At 39.3% G+C, this 17,112-nt stretch carries 15 protein-coding genes; 8 read left to right on the top strand and 7 right to left on the bottom strand.

The window, feature by feature from the left end:
- Window positions 1-12 precede the first annotated feature (12 nt).
- The 3 genes from hslV to LKF16_RS02065 are packed head-to-tail and all read left to right on the top strand — an operon-like array spanning window position 13 to window position 2,874.
- A complete protein-coding gene (hslV, locus tag LKF16_RS02075; protein WP_291468202.1) occupies window positions 13-537 on the top strand; it encodes an HslVU peptidase proteolytic subunit in 525 nt (174 codons plus the stop codon).
- Window positions 538-550: 13 nt separating this feature from the next.
- Window positions 551-1,987, top strand: coding sequence for an ATP-dependent protease ATPase subunit HslU (gene hslU / locus LKF16_RS02070; RefSeq protein WP_291468200.1), 1,437 nt, complete (start codon window positions 551-553; stop codon window positions 1,985-1,987).
- Between the two features lie 8 nt (window positions 1,988-1,995).
- Window positions 1,996-2,874, top strand: coding sequence for an aldose 1-epimerase family protein (locus LKF16_RS02065; protein WP_291468198.1), 879 nt, complete (start codon window positions 1,996-1,998; stop codon window positions 2,872-2,874).
- A 17-nt stretch (window positions 2,875-2,891) separates the two neighbouring features.
- On the opposite strand, the gene plsY is transcribed toward LKF16_RS02065, so the two are convergent.
- Complete coding sequence (plsY, locus tag LKF16_RS02060) at window positions 2,892-3,533, bottom strand: glycerol-3-phosphate 1-O-acyltransferase PlsY (RefSeq protein ID WP_291468196.1); 642 nt, start codon at window positions 3,531-3,533, stop codon at window positions 2,892-2,894.
- Between the two features lie 220 nt (window positions 3,534-3,753).
- Between plsY and parE the strand changes: the two genes are divergently transcribed.
- The 5 genes from parE to rbsU all read left to right on the top strand — a co-directional run bounded on the left by parE (window position 3,754) and on the right by rbsU (window position 11,288).
- The gene (gene parE, locus LKF16_RS02055) at window positions 3,754-5,754 is read left to right on the top strand and encodes a DNA topoisomerase IV subunit B (protein ID WP_291468194.1); all 2,001 of its coding nucleotides are present in this window, start codon (window positions 3,754-3,756) and stop codon (window positions 5,752-5,754) included.
- 10 nt (window positions 5,755-5,764) lie between these two features.
- Window positions 5,765-8,218, top strand: coding sequence for a DNA topoisomerase IV subunit A (gene parC, locus LKF16_RS02050; RefSeq protein WP_291468192.1), 2,454 nt, complete (start codon window positions 5,765-5,767; stop codon window positions 8,216-8,218).
- 85 nt (window positions 8,219-8,303) lie between these two features.
- Window positions 8,304-9,260 carry a LysR family transcriptional regulator gene (locus tag LKF16_RS02045; protein ID WP_291468190.1) on the top strand — a complete coding sequence of 319 codons (957 nt, stop codon included), beginning with the start codon at window positions 8,304-8,306 and terminating at the stop codon, window positions 9,258-9,260.
- Window positions 9,261-9,280: 20 nt separating this feature from the next.
- Complete coding sequence (locus LKF16_RS02040) at window positions 9,281-10,216, top strand: manganese-dependent inorganic pyrophosphatase (RefSeq protein WP_291468188.1); 936 nt, start codon at window positions 9,281-9,283, stop codon at window positions 10,214-10,216.
- A gap of 169 nt (window positions 10,217-10,385) precedes the next feature.
- Window positions 10,386-11,288 carry a ribose/proton symporter RbsU gene (gene rbsU / locus LKF16_RS02035; protein ID WP_291468186.1) on the top strand — a complete coding sequence of 301 codons (903 nt, stop codon included), beginning with the start codon at window positions 10,386-10,388 and terminating at the stop codon, window positions 11,286-11,288.
- 473 nt (window positions 11,289-11,761) lie between these two features.
- Here rbsU and LKF16_RS02030 read toward each other — a convergent pair whose 3' ends face one another.
- The 6 genes from LKF16_RS02030 to LKF16_RS02005 all read right to left on the bottom strand — a co-directional run bounded on the left by LKF16_RS02030 (window position 11,762) and on the right by LKF16_RS02005 (window position 17,110).
- Window positions 11,762-12,334, bottom strand: a complete 573-nt coding sequence (locus LKF16_RS02030) for a TIGR00730 family Rossman fold protein (RefSeq protein WP_291468184.1) — start codon at window positions 12,332-12,334, stop codon at window positions 11,762-11,764.
- 52 nt (window positions 12,335-12,386) lie between these two features.
- Window positions 12,387-13,262 carry a hypothetical protein gene (locus tag LKF16_RS02025; RefSeq protein WP_291468182.1) on the bottom strand — a complete coding sequence of 292 codons (876 nt, stop codon included), beginning with the start codon at window positions 13,260-13,262 and terminating at the stop codon, window positions 12,387-12,389.
- 94 nt (window positions 13,263-13,356) lie between these two features.
- Window positions 13,357-14,187: a phage integrase N-terminal SAM-like domain-containing protein gene (locus LKF16_RS02020; RefSeq protein ID WP_291468180.1), complete on the bottom strand. Its 831-nt coding sequence runs from the start codon at window positions 14,185-14,187 to the stop codon at window positions 13,357-13,359.
- A gap of 108 nt (window positions 14,188-14,295) precedes the next feature.
- Complete coding sequence (locus LKF16_RS02015) at window positions 14,296-14,778, bottom strand: PTS sugar transporter subunit IIA (protein ID WP_291468178.1); 483 nt, start codon at window positions 14,776-14,778, stop codon at window positions 14,296-14,298.
- Window positions 14,779-14,783: 5 nt separating this feature from the next.
- Window positions 14,784-15,635: a MurR/RpiR family transcriptional regulator gene (locus LKF16_RS02010; protein ID WP_291468176.1), complete on the bottom strand. Its 852-nt coding sequence runs from the start codon at window positions 15,633-15,635 to the stop codon at window positions 14,784-14,786.
- Window positions 15,635-17,110 carry a PTS transporter subunit EIIC gene (locus LKF16_RS02005; protein ID WP_291468174.1) on the bottom strand — a complete coding sequence of 492 codons (1,476 nt, stop codon included), beginning with the start codon at window positions 17,108-17,110 and terminating at the stop codon, window positions 15,635-15,637. The genes LKF16_RS02010 and LKF16_RS02005 overlap by 1 nt, the downstream gene beginning before the upstream one ends.
- Window positions 17,111-17,112 lie beyond the last annotated feature (2 nt).

Below are 17,112 nucleotides of genomic sequence, written 5' to 3'. Positions count from 1 at the left end.
GAGGATAGTTTTATGACAACAATTTTAGCTGTAAAGCATAATGGAAAAACTGCTATTGCTGGTGATGGACAAGTAACATTGAGTGAAAAGTTCATCATGAAGGGTAGCGCACATAAAATCAGACGTATTTTCGATGACCAAGTAATCATCGGATTTGCGGGAGGGGTTGCTGACGCTATCACTCTTCAAGATTGGTTGGAAAAGAAATTAAAGGCTTACTCTGGAAATCTTAAACGTGCCGCAGTTGAATTAGCCCAAGACTGGCGTAAAGATCCACAATTGCAAAAGTTAGAAGCAATGTTGATTGCATTAGATAAAGACACTGTTTTACTAATTTCTGGTAGTGGAGAAGTTATCGAACCAGATGAAGATGTTATTTCAATCGGTTCGGGTGGTAACTTTGCACAAGCTGCCGCAGTTGCTATGCAAAGACATGCTAAGGATATGACTGCTGAAGATATTGCACGTGAAGGCGTAAATATTGCTTCAGGAATCGATATTTTCACTAATACAAATATCATTACAGACAAATTCTAGAGGAGACTCATAAATGGAAAATCTAACTCCAAAACAAATTGTTGAAGCACTAGACAAATATATCATTGGCCAAGGCGATGCCAAGCGCGCGGTTGCCATAGCTTTGTATAATAGATACCGCCGTATGCAAGTTCCTGACCAAATGCAAAAAGAAATTACACCTAAGAACCTAATGATGATCGGACCAACTGGTGTTGGTAAAACAGAAATCGCTCGCCGATTGGCAAAAGTTGTTCATGCTCCATTCGTTAAAGTTGAAGCCACTAAGTTTACAGAAGTCGGTTATGTTGGTCGTGATGTTGAATCTATGGTCCGTGATTTGATGGACGTCGCTGTCACGATGGAAGAAGACGAAAAATACGCTGAGATCAGACCAGAGGTCAAACGTAAAGTCGATAAGAAGTTAGTTAAATTGTTGGTACCTGCCATTAAAAAGGAAACTAAACAAGAAAACGGCATGAACGATTTCATGTCAATGCTAACTAATATGGGCAACGCTTCAAATCTTGGCGACATGCTTCATACCGGCGACCAAGCCGGTAACGATGATCCTGATGAAGGACGCGATGTTACTGATGATATCAGAAACCAACGTTTGTCGATCAAGGAACAATTGGACAAGGGCCTTCTTGAAGATAAAGAGGTTACGATCCAAGTTGAGGAATCTCGTAAAGCACCAATGAACGACCAAATGCAACAAATGGGCATTGACATGAGTTCAATGATGGATAACTTGATTCCTAAGAAGATGATCTCAAGAACTTTACCCGTTAAAGAAGCTCGTGAAGTCTTGATCCGTGAAGAATCAGCTAAACGTGTTGATCATGATGAAATTTATCAAGGTGCGATCGACCGTACTGAGAATAATGGAATCATCTTTATCGATGAGTTCGATAAAATTGCACCTGGCGACAAACGTACTTCTGGTGAAGTATCTCGTGAGGGTGTTCAACGTGATATCTTGCCAATCGTTGAAGGTTCTCAAGTTAATACTAAATATGGTGCAGTAAGAACTGACCATATTCTATTTATTGCTTCAGGTGCCTTTGCCGAGAGCAAGCCTAGCGACTTGATTGCTGAGCTTCAAGGTCGTTTCCCAATTCGTGTCGAGTTGCAAGATTTGACAGAAGACGACTTCGTTCAAATTTTGACAAAACCTGATAATGCTTTGACCAAGCAATACGTAGCCTTGACTAAGGCAGACGGTATCAATTTGATCTTTACTAAAGAGGCCGTTGAAGAAATTGCTAAGGTAGCATTTGATCTTAATAATACTAACCAAAATATCGGTGCCAGAAGACTTTCAACTGTTCTTGAAAAGATTCTGAGTGACATTTTATATGAAGGCCCTGACATGCAAATGGGCGACATTACAATTACTCGTGAATATGTCAAAGAACAAGTTGGTAAGATTGTTTCAGACAAAGATCTTTCACGTTATATCCTTTAGAGGTGAAGATGATGGAAACATACACTGTCCAAAATGATTTTTTAAAGATTCAAGTAAAATCAGCTGGTGCTGAGATCATTAGCATTCAAGACCAAGCTCAAAATGAATATATTTGGCAGGCTGATCCTGAGATCTGGAACCGTCATGCGCCAGTATTATTTCCCATTGTTGGTCGTTTGAAGGGCGATCATTACTACTACAATGATCAAAAATTTGAAATGTCGCAGCATGGATTTGCTCGAGATCGTGATTTTTCACTGGCATCTCAAAATGATAATAAGTTGGTCTTGGAATTAAACGATGACGAAGAGACGTTGTCGATTTATCCATTCCATTTTAAATTGCAAATAATTTATCAATTGGTGAAGGATACTCTGCAGATCAGCTATATTGTAGAGAATAAAGATACTGCTGAAAAAATGTATTTCGCTATTGGTGCACATCCTGGATTTTCAGTGCCATTCGTCAAAGGTTTGCAGTATTCGGACTTTAAGATTGAATTGGACCCGAAGGAGACTCGTTCGAGAATCGCTTTAAAGGACAGCAATATTGATCTAAGCCAGGAACAAAGAGTTGAGGACCAAGATTTTACTTTAACTCATGATGCTTTTGTCGATGATGCAATCATTTATAGTCTGAGCCAACCTTCAGTTATCACTATTAAAAGTGATCTGACTGATAAAAAAATTCAATTGGATACCGGAAATGCTAAATTTGTTGGCATTTGGTCGCAGTATCCTGAAAAGGGCGATTTTGTTTGTATTGAACCTTGGTGGGGCATTGCTGACAAGATCGACACTGACCATCAACTAGTCAACAAATACGGTATTAACACTTTAGATCCAGAACAAACATTTGAAGCTTATTACAGCATTTCATTTAAATAACAGAAAAAGACGACCAACTAGTGGTCGTCTTTTTCTTGTTCTTTACGTTGCTGTCGCTTATAGGCTAATCCAATTGAAACTAAATTTTCTTTTCCTTTGAGAAGTCGCTTGATGTTTGGAATATGTTTGACATAAATGATCACCGTGACCACGCAGGCCACGGAAGTTAAGATCCAATCGTGCATGAACAGCGATGAAACAGTAAATACAACGATAGTTACCAAGCTGGCAACACTGACCATGCTAGTAATGTAAACGATCAATGCAAAACATAAAAAGCAAATTATGAAGGGGATCGGGCTATAGGCTAATAAAATTCCGGCGCTAGTTGCCACAGCCTTGCCACCCTTGAATTTCAAGAAAATTGAAAAGACATGGCCAATGACTGCAAATAATCCCACAAACAACATCCAAGGACGATCTAAACCGATGAAGATGGGTAAGAATGCTCCCAAGGTTCCTTTGAGAATATCGACAAACAGTACTACCGTTCCGGCAATCGGTCCAAATACTCGATAGGCATTGGTCGTTCCAACATTTCCGCTGCCATAATCAAAAATATTTTTGTGGAAGAATACTTTTCCAACAATGTAAGCGGTCGGAAAAGATCCAATCAGGTATGCTAGAATTATACAAATAAAGAGTTTAGTTAAAAACATAGAATCACGCTCTCATTTCTTATTTATCTAAAGTGTACATCCTGGAAACTAATTAAACCATTAATGAACATAATACCCTTTTTTGGAAAATAAATTAGGAAATTCTGGAATATTAATAAAAAATAAGAAATTAAAAATGAACATATGTTTGCTTTACATTTGCAGATCCATGCTATAATTAAACACTGTTATTAAGCTTATTGAAAAAGGAATGATTTAAATGCCTAAATCATCTTATGATGATTCTTCAATTCAAATCCTTGAAGGACTTGAAGCGGTTCGTAAGCGTCCAGGTATGTATATCGGTTCGACCGATGGACGCGGCTTGCATCATCTTGTCTATGAGATCGTCGACAATGCTGTCGATGAGGCTCTTTCAGGATTTGGTAAGGAAATCAATGTCACTATCAACGCTGATGGAAGTATCACAGTAGTAGACCACGGTCGTGGAATGCCTACAGGGATGCATTCTTCAGGTAAACCAACCATCGAGGTTATCCTGACGGTCCTTCATGCCGGAGGAAAATTCTCAGAGAATAGTTACAAGACCTCTGGTGGACTACATGGTGTTGGTTCTTCAGTTGTTAATGCTTTGTCTGAATGGATGACTGTTCGGGTCGTTCGTGATCACAAAGTTTATCAGGAACGTTTTGAAAATGGTGGCCATCCAGTTGGCACCCTTAAAATGACTGGCAAGACTAAAGAGGATAGTGGAACAACTATCAGCTTCAAACCTGATGCCTCAATTTTTCAAACGACTAAATTTAATTTTGACACTCTAGCTGAACGTCTGCGTGAATCAGCTTTTCTACTCAAGGGCGTTAAATTCACAATCACTGACAAACGTGGCGAGGAACCTCGTGAAGAAATTTTCCACTACGAAGATGGAATTCAATCCTTTGTTAAATATTTGAACGAGGATAAGGATACGCTTGGTGGAATTTTCTACGTTGAAGGTGAAAATTCTGGAATTGAGATTGAATTCTCCGGCCAATACAATGATGGCTATTCCGAGAATATTATTTCATTTGTAAACAACGTTCGGACTGCTGATGGCGGGACGCATGAAGCCGGAATGAAATCCGGTCTGACAAAAGCCTTTAACGACTATGCGCGCAAAGTTGGTTTGCTCAAGGAAAATAGCAAGAATCTTGAAGGTAGCGATGTCCGTGAAGGACTCTCTGCTATTATTTCTGTGCGTATTCCCGAAGAGATTCTCCAATTCGAAGGTCAGACTAAAGGAAAACTGGGAACACCTCAAGCTCGTTCCGCCGTTGATCAGCTCGTATACGAGCAGATGAGCTTTTATTTGATGGAGAATGGGGAACAGGCCCAAACATTAGTTAAAAAGGCTCTCAAGGCGCGTGAGGCACGTAATGCGGCCAGAAAAGCACGTGAATCGACCAGAAATGGAAAGAAAAACAAAAAGACTGACGGTTTACTTTCTGGAAAGCTTACACCTGCACAGTCTAAAAACTCCGATAAAAACGAGCTCTTTTTAGTCGAGGGTGACTCTGCCGGAGGTTCTGCAAAGCAAGGTCGAGATCGAAAATTTCAAGCAATTTTACCACTGCGTGGTAAAGTCTTGAATACTCAAAAAGCCAAGCTGGAAGATATTTATAAAAATGAAGAGATCAACACCATGATCTACACGATTGGTGCAGGTGTTGGTGCTGACTTCAAATTAGAAGACCGAAATTACGATAAAGTCATTATTATGACCGATGCCGATGACGATGGATCGCATATTCAAATTTTATTGTTGACCTTCTTTTATCGTTACATGCGTCCATTAGTTGAGGCTGGACATGTTTACATTGCACTGCCACCGCTTTATAAAGTTCAAAAGGGTCGCGGAGCAAAGACACAAATCAAGTATGCTTGGACGCCAGAAGAATTGACTAAGACAATTAAAGAGGTCGGTAAAGGTTACGACTTACAACGATTTAAGGGATTAGGCGAGATGAATGCCGATCAATTATGGCAAACAACTATGGATCCAGAATCTAGGATCTTGATCAGAGTCAATATCGACGATGCTGCTTTAGCTGAACGTCGAGTAACGACTTTGATGGGTGATAAAGTTAAGCCTAGACGTGATTGGATCGAGAAGAATGTCCGCTTTAACGGTACTGAAGAGGGCGACAACATTTTGGAAAAAGTCGATGACACTGATCACATGGACAGCAAGATCGTTGATGATTTATTGAACAAGGAATAGGTGATACATATTGGCAAATAATTCTCCTAAGATCCAAGACATCCCATTAGAAAAAATTATGGGGGATCGTTTTGAGAGATATTCAAAGTCCATCATTCAAGAACGTGCCTTGCCGGACATTCGTGATGGATTAAAACCAGTACAAAGAAGAATTTTGTACTCAATGTTTTTAGATGGCAACACTTACGACAAGGGATTCAGAAAATCCGCTAAGGGTGTTGGTAACGTCATGGGTAATTTTCATCCCCATGGTGATTCATCTATTTACGAAGCAATGGTCAGACTTTCCCAAGATTGGAAGTTACGTGCACCATTGATCGAAATGCACGGAAATAATGGTTCGATGGATGGTGATCCACCCGCCGCAATGCGTTATACTGAAGCCCGTTTAAGTAAAATTTCTGCTGAAATGTTACGAGATATCAATAAGGGCACCGTTGATGAAGAATGGAATTTTGACGATACCGAAAAAGAACCAAAGGTATTACCAGCTCGTTTTCCTAATTTATTAGTTAATGGAGCTACTGGCATTTCAGCTGGATATGCTACAGAAATCCCACCGCATAATTTAGGCGAAGTAATTGATGCAACAGTCAAATTGATTGATGACCCCGATGCAACGTTAGAAGATTTGATGCAGATCGTTAAAGGTCCTGATTTTCCGACTGGAGGTATTTTGCAAGGTGCCAGTGGAATCAAGGAAGCTTATGAAACCGGTCGTGGCAAAGTATTTTTGAAATCGAAAACATCAATTCAAGAATTACGTGGACACAAGTCTCAGATCGTGATCACTGAGATCCCATATGAAGTCAACAAGGCTGTGCTGGTCAAAAAAATGGACGAAGTGCGTGTTCTCAAAAAAGTCGATGGAATCGCTGAAGTTCGTGATGAAAGTGATCGTCAAGGATTGTCGATCGTAGTCGAACTTAAACGAGATGTCGATGCACAAGGAATTTTGAATTATTTATTGAAAAACACTGACTTGCAGATCTCTTATAACTTCAACATGGTTGCGATTGCTGACATGAGACCACAACAAGTCGGTTTGGTACAAATGCTGACAGAATACATCAAGCATCAAGAAGACGTTGTTTTACGTCGTTCGAAATTTGACCTTGATAAAGCTAAGAAACGTTTGCACATCGTTGAAGGTCTGATCAAGGCTCTGTCGATCTTAGATCAAGTCATCAAAACGATTCGTGCCAGCAAAAATAAGTCTGACGCCAAGAACAATTTGGTGAAGGAATATCAATTTACTGAGCCTCAAGCTGAAGCTATCGTATCTCTACAACTTTATCGTTTAACGAATACCGACGTAACTGAGCTTGAAAAAGAAAACAAAGAACTTACTGCATTGATCAACAAGTTGGATAAGATCATCAACAACCATTCAACTTTGATGAAAGTCATCAAAAAGGAATTGCTGGAAGTTAAAAATAATTACGCTGATGACCGTCGCACGAAGATCGAAGCGAAAGTTGATGAGATCAAGGTCGACACTAAAGTCATGGTTGCTAGTGAGGACGTCCGCGTCTTGGTCAGTCACGACGGCTACGTTAAACGTAGTAGTCAACGATCATTTATGGCTTCTGATCCATCAGATAATGGTCTAAAAGACGAAGATTATCCAGTTTTGGATGTTGAAGCTAACACGTTGAATCATATTTTTATTTTCACAGATAAAGGTAATTTGATTTATCGTCAGATTTTTGAGCTCGATGATAGTCGCTGGAAAGATACTGGTTCTCATTTATCGCAAGAAGTAGGATTGGCTAATGACGAATCAGTACTCAAGGCATTTATCTTTAAGGACTTGAAAGAGACAGGAACATTTGTCACAGGTACAAATGACAACTATGTTAAACAAGTTGACTTCCAAGATCTCTTGCCAGGAAGAACTTATAAGTCTCGGGCAAGTCGATACATCAAACTTAAAGATCCTGAAACTAGCGTTATCGATGTGGATTACATTGCTCCAGAAGAAGCCGAACGAAAACTGTTGTTTGTCTTTACAGAACATTCTTATGCTTCAGCCTTCCCATTGAGCGAAATACCAGTTGTTGGTAGTAAAGCTGTCGGCGTTAAATTCGTGAGTCTTAAAACTGACGACAAAGTTGCAGGTTACTTTATTGCTGATTCTGATGATACTAACGATAAGATTGCACTACTGACTCAACGTGGATCATACAAGCAGATGAAGCTTTCAGAGATCCCGATTACTAGCCGCGCTCGTCGAGGAGTATTGACATTGCGGGAATTGAAACGCTCGCCACATAGAATTAAATTGATCACAAAGACTAATCCGGATATCGAATTACACGTGATCACTGATCAAAACAAAGATATTGCAATTGATTTCTCAGCCCATAGCGATGCTGACCGTTATTCTAATGGATCATTTATTCTTGATCCGGACAGCGACGGCAACCCATTGAGATTTGAAAAAATCAATATTAATAAATAAGCAAAGCTATAATTTTTTTATTATATATAGTATGATTATAATAAGAAAATGTTAATATTTGATTGTTTGAAGGGAGTGAAATTTTTTGTTAGATGAAGATGCACGACGAGTATTTAGTTCTAAAGCACTGAATTATTTTGACGAATTATCCAAGAACATGAGTTACACCAAAACTGCCCAATCTTTAGGTATCACGCAACCTGCCTTGACCCAGCAAATCAAAAAAATTGAAAAGGTCGTAGGTGCACCGCTCTTTTATAGTGTCGGTAAAAAAATCTACCTAACTGATGCTGGTTCAATTTTGTTAGATGCAACTCATCAAATTTTTCATGTCATAAATACCGTTACTGATCAAATTCAGCAAAAATCTTCCGAGAGTTCTGGTACGATCAATATTGGAATTATCGCTGCAGTTGAATCAAAAGTAATCGAAGATTTCATCGTTGAATTTAATCGAATCAATCCAAATGTCGAAATTGACTTGATCCTCTTGAAACGTAACGAGATCTGGGATCAGATCCAAAACAACAAGATTGATATCGCTGTGATGTATTTACCAGACAATACCATCAAAAGTTGGAAATCTTATAAGTCAAAAAAGATTATTAATGATACGATAATGTTGGTTCACAATAACGAAAAGATTTTTAAGAAGGGCAAAGCTACTTACAAAGAAGCAATTGAAAATCCTTGGGTCTCATATTTACGTGGATATTATTTCACAGATCTGATGACCGAGAAGTTCAAGAACTCATTAGTGGATGTTCCTAAGGTGGTAGCAAGATTTTCTTCACCTTATCAATTATTGAAATTCGTTCAAGATTCTGATGGCGTCAATACAGGATTACCAGCTAGTTTTTGTATTGCAAATGAAAGCAACTTCACGTTCTATCGCACGCCACTGGAACCTGCAATTTCGAGTGATTTGACGTTTGTTTATCACGAAGATAAGGACAAGATTCCACGTATCAAGCAATTCTTCACCGAATGGGATGCTTTCTTAAGCAAGAAGAGCTATATTGATCGCTTAAAATCTTTATAAAATAAAGGAGTATTGAATTAATGGCAAAAGAAAAAGAATTAGTAGTTGGACACAAGAGTCCTGATACAGATGCTGTTGTTGCAGCAATTTCATATTCACATTATCAAAACGAATTGGGCATGAACACTGAAGCTGTTGCTCAAGGCGAACCTAACAAGGAAACAAAATTTGTTTTTGAAAAGTTTAACTACGATTATCCACGTATTGTCACAGCCGCTGGTAGCGAAGTTAAAAAAGTTATGCTAGTTGACCACAACGAAAAACAACAAAGTTTCGACGATATCGATGACCTTGAAGTTACACACGTTGTTGATCATCACCGTATTGCTAATTTCCAAACTGAATCACCATTGTATTACCACGCTGAACCACTAGGGTGCACAAGCACAATTCTTTGGAAGATGTACAACCAATCAAAGATCGAAATCCCTGGTAACTTGGCTGGTTTGATGGCTTCTGCTATTATTTCAGATACACTTTTACTAAAATCACCAACAACTACTGATGAAGACAAGGCTGCTTTGAAGAGCTTAGCTGAAACAGCTGGTATCGACTATGAATCATATGGTATGGACATGCTTAAAGCAGGTACAGACCTTGACGACAAGTCGACTCAAGAGTTGATCGATATGGATGCTAAGAGCTTTGATATGAATGGAAACTCAGTTCGTATTGCTCAAGTAAACACAGTTGATGTTGAACACACACTTGAAAGAGAAGCTGAGTTCGTTAAGGATATCACTGCTGAAAACAGTTCAAATGGCTACAACTTGTTCGTATTGTTGATCACAAACATTATGACTAGTGACACAACAGGTTTGATCATTGGTGACGATGCTGCGATTGCTAAATTTGAAAGTGCTTTGAACACTAAGGTTACTGACAACAAGGCTGCCTTACCTGGAGTAGTTTCACGTAAGAAGCAAATTGTTCCTCCATTGGACAACGAGTTTTAGTAAAACTTTCCTAAAAAAGTATTAAAAAATTTTACTTATGTTAAACGTTTACATTGAAAACAAAGTAGCCGTTTAGTATAATCTATATATCATTAAAACTGCTGGTGGTTTTTTGACCCCCAGCATTTTTGGTGTTTTAGATACTTTTTACATATAAAGGGGATATACAATGAGCATTACGAACATACTAATTGGTCTGATACCAATGATCGGTTGGGGTGTCTTCCCAGTACTTACTGGTTACTTTGGTGGGAAACCGGTAAATCAAATTTTGGGTGCGACATATGGTACTTTGATTGGTGCGATTGTCGTTGCGCTGTTCACGCAGACGCCTCTGTTAACAGGCAAAGAGTTCTTGTTCACATTCCTTTCTGGTATGGCATGGTCAATCGGACAAATTTTTGTCTTCTATGCATTTACTGAAATGGGAGTTTCAAGAACCATGCCGATCTCAACTGGATTCCAGTTGATCGGAGCTTCATTATGGGGCGTTATCGTCCTAGGTGAATGGCGTGGAAATACTTTTGGAATGTCATCACTAGCAGTTGGATTTTTTGCAATTGTTTTGATCATCGTCGGTGTTTGGTTCACTACTTACACTGAAGGAAAAACAAAATCAGCCGGTGGAACTAATGCAGTTAAAGGTGTAGCATTAGTATTCTGTGCTGAAATTGGATACCTTGCATATTCAGCCTTTCCACAAGCTGTTAAAGTTACCGGATTTGAAGCCTTTCTACCACAAGCTTTAGGTATGGCAGTTGCAGCAACGATCTTTGCACTTGCTACAAAAGGCAATCGTGCTTCAAAACCATTCAGAACAAAGAGTTCATACACTAACATTATCAGTGGTTTCTTCTTTGCATTGGCAGCTTTGACATACTTGATCTCAGCTCGTCCAGAAGTTAACGGACTTGCCACTGGATTCACTCTTTCACAAATGAACGTTATCTTAGCCACACTTGGTGGTATTTACATTCTTCATGAAAGAAAAACTAAAAAAGAGATGGGTGCAGTTTTGGCTGGTTTATTGCTAGTCGTAATTGCCGGAGTTCTTACAGCATTTATAAACTAATCTATCGAATTTGACAGGAGTGCGACCGATAATCGTGACTCTTGGGATTTTATACAAAACGGACCTAATTCATATTTTGAATTAGGTCCGTTTTTTGTTGATCATCATTAAAAAATCAAGTAATCGCCGATGGCTTCACTACGTTACGCGTATCGCCGTTTACTCGCACTATGCACCATAGGTGCTTAAAAGCAGGGAATCGCCAACGTGCTCCGCAGCGTTGCCGTATACTCACACTACGCATCGTAGATGCTAGTGTGAGTAGAAAATAAGAGCCAGCAGATTATCTCTGCTGGCCCTTAATACTTCTATCCAATAATGTGGGGGATCTCCACTTCAAAGTTTTGGTGATGAGTCCAATACTTTTGATACGAAGTAGAAATCTAAGGAGTGTCAAATAGGGAAATCACCAATACCTACCTGACACTTTCATAGTAAAACGCAATCAGTTCAATGTTAAACATTACGCATATTTATTTTACATTATATTTTCTACTTGCAGGCGTCACGTAATTTTTTATAAATTTTCCAGCAACGTCGAATGATTCAGTGAATAATAAGGTGTTCTTCGCTTTTTCCGAAATGAAACCTTCATTGGCCATGCGATTGAACATCATTAATAATGGGTCGTAATAATGATTGATGTTCAAATAAATGCAAGGGTCAGGGTTCAAACCGATCCTGGTCCAGGAGAAGGCATCCGACATTTCTTCTAATGTTCCTGGCCCACCTGGTAAAGCGACGCTGGCAATTGAGTTTTTCAACATGATTTCTTTACGTTCGTCGATCGACTTGACGATTTCGATCTCACTGAGATTGTCGTGAGTTAGTTCTTTGTTAGCTAAGTCCTCGGTAATGATCCCGTGGACGTATCCGCCGTCTTCTAAAACTGTGTCAGCTAGGGCACCCATTAAGCCTAATCTTCCGCCGCCATAAGTCAGACCGTAATCATTTTTCACCAACCAGTGGCCTAAGTCTTTTGCTGCTTGTAAATAGATGGGATTATTTCCCGTGGCTGCTCCACAGTACACTGCAATTTTTTTCATGAAATTCTCCTATAGTCATAGCAAAAAAGCCGAGTTTAGCTCGACTTTTCGATTATTTAACGATAATAGTTCTGGCAGCGATCAATTGACCGTTTGAGTAACGAATTGTTGAGTCGCCATTATTGCCAGTTATCTTTGAATTAGCTGCAAGTTGCTTTAATTGGGTTGCGTTAAATCCAGCAACAGTAAAGTAAATACTTTGTGTGTAAGTTCCAGCAGTCAGGTTATTTGGCAGATCAGTCAATGCCGTCTTTTTACCATCGATATAAACGTTGTTGACTGGCGTTATGTTAGTTGCCTTATAAGATTTGCCTGTTGCTGAATCAGTAATCGTGAAGCTTGGCAATTGGTAGGTGCTAGTAAAAATGTTTTTAGTAGCATTATTTGTATAGGTTGTAGTTGAGCTGTAATCAACATTTAACTGTTCAGGAGCAGGAACTGTAATGGTAATTGGCAATTCTTTGAGTACTTGGCTGTAATTATCGCTGTTCAATACTTGTAGTTTTAATTCGGCAGTACCGCCATCTTTTTTCAGATTGGGGACAGTAGTGTTGTAAAAAGTATTGTAGTCGTCATCGCTTGGGCTGACACGATACATGAAACTGTTTACTAGGGAACTGTTACGTACGCTCTTAGCATAAGCAACGTTTTGAGCACCGAGCCACTTAGCCATGTCGCCATTCATGAATTGATCGTAAGTCCGGTAATAGCCGTCAACGTTATCAGCTAGATCGTAACTAGACAGAGTGACGTTTGTTTGCACGCCGTCGAGAAAGTTATTCAGATAGTCAGTTGGAAAAAGTTGATTAGTAGTTTCAGCTTCATTTTGGTCGACAGCAGCTTGGGCTTGAGGGGCCAGTGAAACGATTGAAAGACTAACAAGTCCGACTGATACGGCAATTGATTTTAATAATGCTTTTTTAAACATAGATGAGCTCCTTAAATAAATTCATTAATGAGATTGATAACAATATTATAATTCAAATGAAATAATTTTTCCTTGCCTATTAATTAAATGATTGTTAAATTTTGAAGTCAGTTTCCCGAAGCAGTCTGCGATAGTAGAGCAACGAATTAGCATCCAATTTATCGATCATTTTTAATTGCTCTTGGTTGGGACGTTTTTGGCTCAGTGCAATCAAAACGATGGTGGTTGATAATTTTTTAGCTGATAGATCCAAATTTAATTTCTCACTATCTGCCTTCAAGCTTCGATAAAGGGCACTGACGCTAAGAAGCGGCGATTGAGCACCTTTATTGCGACTCAAAAAGAGATTTTTGGTACCCCAAAAACTTTGCCAGGGTTCAATGAATTCTCGGTATTCTGATAAAAATGATTTTTCATCACTATCAAAAGTTAATTGTTCGAACGTTTGATAAAATCCGCTGGATAGGGCCTCTTGGTAATTAAAGCCCTTTGAAATGATCAAGATCAATAATCTCGTGTAGATGTGCAGGTGGATATCGTTGAGATATTTTGGCAAATCCATAAATACATCAGTGGGAAAATCCGATTGTTTTTCGACGGTCAGGCTTTTAATATTTAGCGTTGGAAATTCTTTGGTGATCTTATTAGAAAATAGGTAGGCAAAATAAACATTCAAATTACTGAGAATTTTGTTGATAGTACTCGGACTATATGAAAGCTCATGCTCCAAGTATTGCTTGTATGAAACGATATCGCCGTCATGAATGTTTGCAACATTTAATGTCGCCTTGAACTGATTATTGTGTTCGACTAGATAATCAAAAAAATCGTGCAACGAGTTTAAATACTCATCATGTGCTCGTTTTGAGATCCGTCGAGTCCGTAAGTAAGCATTAAAGCCTGGGATAAAAGGTATTTTTGTCATAAGTAACCTCGATAGTTGATAGTTCAATTTTAGGGTAATGAGAACATTTGTTCAACTTAATGATGGCAATAAAAAATCGAAAGTCTTCACTTTCGATTTTTAAATAACTTATTTTGATTGGATCGTTTGGACATCTTTCCCGGCTGAAACTTGTTCAGGAGTGATTTCAGAAATGTTTTTAACTTGATCCATATTTGAAACGATAACGATCACAGTTGGTAATTTTTGCTTGGCTTTGATCGCATCAATGTCCATTTCGCCAATTGCTGAGCCTTGTTCGATCTGGTCGCCTTTTTTGACCTCTATCTCAAAAGGCTCGCCGTTTAATTCCACGGTATCAATGCCAAGATGCACCATGATCTCTAAGCCGCGCTTAGATTGAATCATTAAGGCATGTTTGGTAGGAAAAATCGATTCCACGGTCCCAGAAACTGGTGATACGATTTTGTCATCAGATGGCTCAACTGCAAAGCCGTCGCCCATCATTTTTTGTGAAAAAACGCTATCTTGAACTTTTTCTAACGGGATCAATTGTCCATCGATTGGGGCTGTTAAAGTTGTTTCAAGTTTCTTTTTAGAGAATAAACCCATAATTATTATCTCCTGAAATTATTCATGATAAATTTTTGTGAAGCTGATATTAACTTTGCGTTATTGTCGTAACTGTTTGCAAAAAAGCGGTAGTACAAAAGGTCAACTGTGTAAAGCTGAGCAATCAATGAAGTGGTGGCAGCACTTCTTAAATGAACGTTTTCGGTGCTGTTGTCAGTCTCTAATTTGACGTCAGCCAAATAATTTAGCGTGTTTTGAGAAGCTTGTGTGATTGCTATCAACGGAACGCCTTGTTCTTTGGCCAAACTTGCAGAAGAAATAATTTCGGCGGTTTCTCCAGAGTTTGAGATCAAGATCAGCGCAGTCGAACTTGGATGCCCTAGTAGGGTAGTGCTTAATAGATGCACATCTTCCATCACTAAAACAGTTTTGCCGATCCGTAAAAATTTTTGTTGCAGATCCTTGGCAGCAAGAGCTGAAGCACCGATCCCAAATACTAGGATAGTTTCGTGATTATCTAGTAATTTAACAGCTTGTTCCAAGGCTGATTCGTCTAAGATGTCGCTAGTCTTACTGATCGATTGATTGATCCGAAAAGATAGCTTTTTTTCCAGTTCTTCAAACGAATCATTTGGAGATAGCTCTTTGTATAATTCAGTCTCTAGACCAGATTCGGCGGAGAGTCGGATCTTTAGTTCAGAGAAGCCACCGTCTCCACAAAATTTTTGACTGAATCGGACCACTGAGGCTGGACTAGTAGGAATCTTAGACGCTAGTTCCTGGACGCTGTCTTTGATGACTAAATGCGGATTTTTCAAAATATAATCTGCAATTGTCTGTTCGGTCTTCGTGAGGTCAGATCTTGATTGCTGAATATTTAATAAGACGCTTTGCATTAATCTAATTCAGTTGCCTTTCTGGCATCTTTAGGAACGCCAAAGAAGTACGTTACGACAAATCCGCCAGCATAAGCTGCTAACAAACCAAAGATGTAGCCCATAACATGACCGTTGGTGATCAATGGGATCAAAGCTAAACCAGATGGTCCAATGGCAATTGCCCCGACATTTCCAAAGGCACCTACGACAGCACCGCCGATACCACCACCAATACAGGCAGTAATAAATGGACGACCTAGTGGCAAAGTAACACCGTAGATCAGTGGTTCGCCGATTCCTAGAAATCCTACTGGCAACGCACCTTTGATCATGTTAGTTAATTTCTTGTTTTTATGGCAACGAACCCATAAGGCTAAGGCAGCACCAACTTGACCAGCACCAGCCATAGCCAGAATTGGCAGCAACAAAGTTGAACCTGTTTTGTCGATCATTTCGATATGGATTGGAGTTAAGATCTGATGAAGTCCAAGCATAACCATTGGTAAGAAGAACAGTCCCAGAATAAATCCAGAGAAAGCTCCGCCAACTTTTAAGACCCACATAATTGCACCGACTAATGAGTTAGAAATTACACCCGCAATCGGCATGACGATAAAGATGGTGAAAACGCCAATAACTAATAGCGATAAAAATGGCGTAACAATAATATCGATCGAATCAGGAATAATCTTATGTAGTCGTTTTTCAACGATTGAAAGGATCCAGACTGCAAAAATAACACCGATGATACCACCTTGACCAGCAGCTAATGGCTGACCGTCAAAGATATTGGTCAATGGAGCTTTTGGATCAACGCCGGTCAATAGAGTAACTGCACCGACGATACCACCAAGACCTGGAGTAGCTCCAAATTCAGAGGCACTGTTGATACCAACATAAACGGCTAAGTAGGCGAACAATCCATTTTGGATCACCTTAAGTACCATGATAAATTCAGACCAGTTTTGGCCGATGGTTCCTGCGGTCATCAAGTTTGATAACACGGCAGCAATACCACCAATTAAACCAGCACCGACGAAGGCGGGGATCAGTGGAACGAAGATGTTCGAGATTGATTTCAATACAGCCTTGGTTTTTGAAGGCTTGATATTTTTCTTATGCTCGGCCTTGACCTCTGCAGCTTTTTGATAAACTTCTTCTTTAGCTTTTTGATGTTCAGATTTTGCAGGTTCAGCAGAATCGTCCTTTAAATCTGTTGGAAAATCTTCTCCTAATTTCACGCCGACTTGATCGACCATGATCTGAGCGACTTTGTTGACGATACCAGGACCGACGACCACTTGAAGCGTATCTTCTTCAATGACGCCAATAACCCCGTCAATTGCCTTTAATTGGTCCATATTGACCTTATCGTAATCTTTGATAGTCATTCGAACACGAGTCATACAATGGATCAATTTTTGAACGTTTTGCGGTCCCCCGACAGCAGCATATATTTCACGCGCTAAGCGTTGTTCTTTTGGTTCTGACATAA

The sequence above is a fragment of the Companilactobacillus sp. genome, assembly GCF_022484265.1.
Taxonomy (GTDB): Bacteria; Bacillota; Bacilli; order Lactobacillales; family Lactobacillaceae; genus Companilactobacillus.
Note: the sequence above shows the minus strand (reverse complement) of the source record. Positions and strands in the feature narration are given on the sequence as shown.